This is a genomic window from Microcystis sp. T1-4 (assembly GCF_000297435.1).
In the GTDB taxonomy this organism is placed as follows: domain Bacteria; phylum Cyanobacteriota; class Cyanobacteriia; order Cyanobacteriales; family Microcystaceae; genus Microcystis.
This window is the reverse complement of record NZ_CAIP01000243.1, coordinates 1-4095: the sequence shown is the minus strand read 5'-3', so window position 1 is coordinate 4095 and position 4095 is coordinate 1. Positions and strand designations below refer to the sequence as shown.

The following is a 4095-nucleotide window of genomic DNA, read 5'->3' as shown; positions in this document are numbered from 1 at the left end:
TAACACCGTACAGTGCAAAGTTCATGAGGTAAAAAATTATGATAACCGCCACTTATTTAGATACCTGTATCTTTGATATATTTTTTAAACACAGGAGATAAATTAAATAAGATTTCTGATTCTTCAATTTTAGTTAACAAATATCTTTTTTGTAAAGATTGTAACCCTTTAATCAAGTCATCCGCTGATAAATCTAAACTTAATTTTAATTCATTTCTTGAACAATCTTTTTTTAGGTTGATTAAGGATTGAATAATTTGTTTTTCAATGGGCGATAATCTCTTAATTATTATAGTCAAACTTTCCTTTATTTTTGCTGTAATAACAATATTTTCCTCTTGTAAAAACTCACCGACACAACCATGATAAACATCTTGAATTAAAACAGCAATATCTTTTAAATAAAATAAATTTCTTTCGTATAACTGAACTACTTTTAACCAGCTTTCTTCATCTTCAGAACCTAAATTATTGAGGATTGCCCGATTATTTAAACCTTGTAATTCAAGTAAATCTAATTTTTCATCTGAATAATACATTTCTGAACATCGCTCTTGACTAATTAAAATTAAACTACTTTGATGTTCAATTTCGTTAGTAATTATTGAAAAGAATTCCTGATACTTTTTATGTTTAGTTTGATATTGCCCTGCTAATTCACCCTCGCTAAATAATTCCTGTACATTGTCAAAAATAATTAAACACTTTTTCCGTTGCAATAACTTTAAAAACAGAGTCAATTTATCGTGATCATTTAAGATAAAATCCGTATTAATTTTAGTGAAAATATCAGTAATAATTGTGTCTAAACAATTGAATATTTTTAGATTTTGCCAAATAATTACTTCAAATTTTTCTAAATTTAATTCTACAAAATGTCTAACTAAGGTAGTTTTTCCAATTCCACTCAATCCTGATACGGAAATTAAAGGCCTTTTCTCAATTAATATTCTCTGTGTTAAGATTTCTAATTCTGAAATGCGATCGCAGAAATTACGATTTATCTTTGGAGCTAAACTTAAATCATGATATGATGTTTCTGATGGAGATTTTTCTTTATTTTCAATTGGTTTAGTGGTGTCAGGTTGAGGAGACTTTACACAATAATTAATATTTTTATTTAGTATTGTAAAAAGTTGAGAATTAACTGCTTTTTCGATATTCCAACGAAAATTAGACTTATTAAGCTCTTTTTCTTCTAATCCTAATTGCTTAGATAAAACCTTAAATATTTTATTTCTACTCACATCGCCAATATGTTTCTCATCATAACCATAACTATCTGCAATTTCTTTATAGGTTTTGCCGTTTAATAACTCTTCAATAATGTGTCGCTGAATATCGCTAAGACTTTGCCCATCTTCCTCTATCAATAAATCTTCGATAAAACGCAACAAGTGTAAACTATCCTTCATGGTGTGAAAGTGAATAAATTGTTACCTATATTATAGTTCAGTTATTGTAAAACAAGATCAAGTCATTTCTGGCCTTGTCTTAACATTTCTTTACAAAACATCAGGTGAAATCTGGTGGTGGTTCAAAAAAACCTTTGTTAAGCTGACAGAAGAATACCAAAAACAACTACAAGGTTAAGATTTTGGGATTTAAATAATTGATTAAAAGGGTTGATATGCCTAAATTTGTTCTCGATAAATACGCTTTAGACTCGCAAAAATCGGAGGCTAAGGCAAAAGTGGTAAGTGAGTTAGGTTCAAATGCTTCAGTTTCAGGTGATGTAATAGAAGTCCCTAGTTATAACGCTACTAAAGTAGCTCAAATTTTGAGCCAAGTAGGTATTAAGTATTCGGGGGGTTAAATAAATGTCTTCACTTGAAGGAGAAAAGCATTAAGAAGAACGAGAGAAATGCTTAACCAAGGGGAGCATCCCAATTATGTAATGAGTATATAGCGTTTCTGATTCACAAGAGGTACATTCCCGATCCTGAACAGCTTAATCAGCAAAGGTTTGAGTGTGCCGCACAGATGCGAGAACCGCTATAAATGCTCAGAATGGGAAGAAGGCTTTTGTAGTAACGATTCTGGTTTGAATCACACAATTTAGAGAACCGTTAAAAATCTATGAACTCCCGAAAAGGCTTGCTATCTAAGCATTTCGCATTTAAGTACAATTGTTTATTGCAAAGGTGAGATGATCCCGAAATGCTAGGAAAAAGAATAACTATAATTATTATCTTAGCACTTCAAGCCCTCAGTTGGTCAACAAGTGTGGCAGGAGCAGAAATAATATTACCAGAATTAAATTTAGTAGAGTGGCCGATAACGATTCGCGCATCTTTGCTGCTAGGAACAATTATACAAGGTTTACTTTTATTCCTGTTTTTTTTTGGAAGACAAGAAATTCAATCGTCTTTTTACAGGAGAAATTTACTTATTCTTCTAACGGTTGCTAGTATTTACACTAGCTTTTTTATCATTTATAAATCTTTCCCTGATGTAAATCTTCAGGAGAACTCGGAACAAGTAAAATTTTATAATCATGTGAAAAATTCTGTTCGACAATCGCAAACTTATCAAGATAGTCTTCAGAAATTGGAGAGAAAAAAAAAGATAGAGGTATATATGAATAAACAACTTGAGGAAGTAGGTACAGATAGATTCTATTTAGAATCAAAAAAAGAACTTGACGATTTATTAGCTCAAAACCCTCAACTCACGGCTATTGAGGAGATTAAAGCGTTAGTTGATCAAAATACAGGTAATCTCGATAATGTTAATACTCTTTTGTCATCTCTAACTGAGGACATCAGAAAAGAAGTTTATGAAAGCGTAACAACAAAAAAGGTTGATAAAAATTCTTCAACAAATGACGAATCCTTAAATAAGGAAATATTAGAAAAGTTAAAACAAAATAAAGGATATTCTGAATTTGGCTATTTTTTAATTCCTGTCCAAAAGGTTTTTGAAAGAGACATTAAAGCTATTGTTGCACTATGTATCGCAAGTTTTATTGACATTATTTCTTTAATATTCGGCGTTTCACTGGATAGAAAAGCCACAGATGGAAATATAAAAGCGAAATTAAAAAATCTATCCCGCCTGATCAAGGAATTACTGAAAAATTTCTTACCTAATTTGGTTAAAGAAATAGGACATACTTTATATATTTTTATTGCTTCTATTGGTAGTCTTATAAATGGAATTTTTAAAGGATTTATCCTTCTTCGAGTTAGGGCTTTACAAGTGTTTTATTATACTCCTTACACTATTAGAATCAAAGGAGAGCGACATGAATTTTTACATAATATATGGGAATCTATTGAATTTACTTGGGAGGAAAATACTGAATTTAATTTGCTTAACTATACTAAACTAATGACTCTAGCTCAATACAATCAATCCTATAAAGTAGGTTACAGAAAGATAATTGTTACTATGCGTAATTTGAAATGGTTGACAACTATACCAGAAGGAAATTCACCAGAAGATAAAAAATTAACTATTAAAGAATATAAAAAATTAGACGAATGGTATCACAGTGAATATTCTAAACAATTAGGACCCGAAAAAAACAGTATGTTGGACGCAGACGATTATCACCACATAATTAGACTTCCTGAAGACAAAGGAGAGGGTTTTGGAAGGTTTATGGGATGGATTGGAAAACAATTTAAAAAACTAATATTTGCTATTAGACAAATTTTCACGGGTTAATTTTTCATACTTTTAAGGTTTAACTAAAAAAACTTTTACAGAAAATCAAATTAGAATTTTATGACTATAGAAAGAGAGTATCGAAATCAAGGAGAACGTTTAGGTAGTGGATTTGACTCTTTTAAGGAGATATTACTTCCCAACAGTGCTATAGACTTAGACAATATAAATAGAGATGAATTAATAGATAAAAATTTTTTGCCAAAAGATACATTTGTTTTTCAACAAATAGAAGATGAACAGGCATTAGGTAATATGTTGAATACTTCTATTTCAGTATCTGGAATAACACCTATTTTAGTGGGACATTGCCCTTGTTTATTACAAGGAGAAGCAAAAGCACAATACTTTAAGAAATCAAATATCAATCAAAATAGTATTTATCTTTTTTTAGATTATCAATTTACAGGAGGAAGTTATCCA

The 4095-nt window shown here is 30.2% G+C and carries 3 protein-coding genes and 1 pseudogene; 3 read left to right on the top strand and 1 reads right to left on the bottom strand.

Annotation, left to right across the window (positions count from 1 at the left end; translation table 11 throughout):
- Positions 1-56: 56 nt before the first annotated feature.
- Positions 57-1415: an AAA family ATPase gene (locus MICAI_RS14885; protein ID WP_008203500.1), complete on the bottom strand. Its 1359-nt coding sequence runs from the start codon at positions 1413-1415 to the stop codon at positions 57-59.
- A 215-nt stretch (positions 1416-1630) separates the two neighbouring features.
- Between MICAI_RS14885 and MICAI_RS14880 the strand changes: the two genes are divergently transcribed.
- The 3 genes and pseudogenes from MICAI_RS14880 to MICAI_RS14870 all read left to right on the top strand — a co-directional run.
- Positions 1631-1816, top strand: a complete 186-nt coding sequence (locus tag MICAI_RS14880) for a hypothetical protein (RefSeq protein WP_002775044.1) — start codon at positions 1631-1633, stop codon at positions 1814-1816.
- 344 nt (positions 1817-2160) lie between these two features.
- Positions 2161-3672, top strand: coding sequence for a hypothetical protein (locus tag MICAI_RS14875; protein ID WP_008203499.1), 1512 nt, complete (start codon positions 2161-2163; stop codon positions 3670-3672).
- A 60-nt stretch (positions 3673-3732) separates the two neighbouring features.
- Positions 3733-4095 (top strand): annotated as a pseudogene (locus tag MICAI_RS14870) (hypothetical protein); the annotation flags it as partial.